Annotated in this window: 1 protein-coding gene; it reads left to right on the plus strand. The window is 55.6% G+C overall.

Annotated elements, in window-relative coordinates:
* A partial coding sequence (locus SB764_RS40530; protein ID WP_410866832.1) for a hypothetical protein occupies positions 1 to 270 on the plus strand: 270 nt, incomplete at both ends.

The following is a 270-nucleotide window of genomic DNA, read 5'->3' on the forward strand; positions in this document are numbered from 1 at the left end:
GTGCGTTACTGGCCGATGGTGAAGGCAGCGGTTATCTGAAGGTCGCAGAGGATCGGATTCTGTCGCTTGCCGCGCAGTCGTTCGACAAGGACGGTCTGTGCAACGAGAACACGATCGGCTATCACAATTTCAATCTGTCGCTATACCGCAAGCTCCGCACCGTACTAGCGAACCTCCAGATCGCCGACGACCTGCGCGACAAAATCGATGCACTGATTGGAAGAGCGTCCCATGCGCTTGAACTGTGCGTGCTTCCCGACGGTAAAATTC

Origin of the sequence: Paraburkholderia sp. SIMBA_027, from assembly GCF_046535315.1 — a bacterium.
In the GTDB taxonomy this organism is placed as follows: Bacteria; Pseudomonadota; Gammaproteobacteria; order Burkholderiales; family Burkholderiaceae; genus Paraburkholderia; species Paraburkholderia tropica.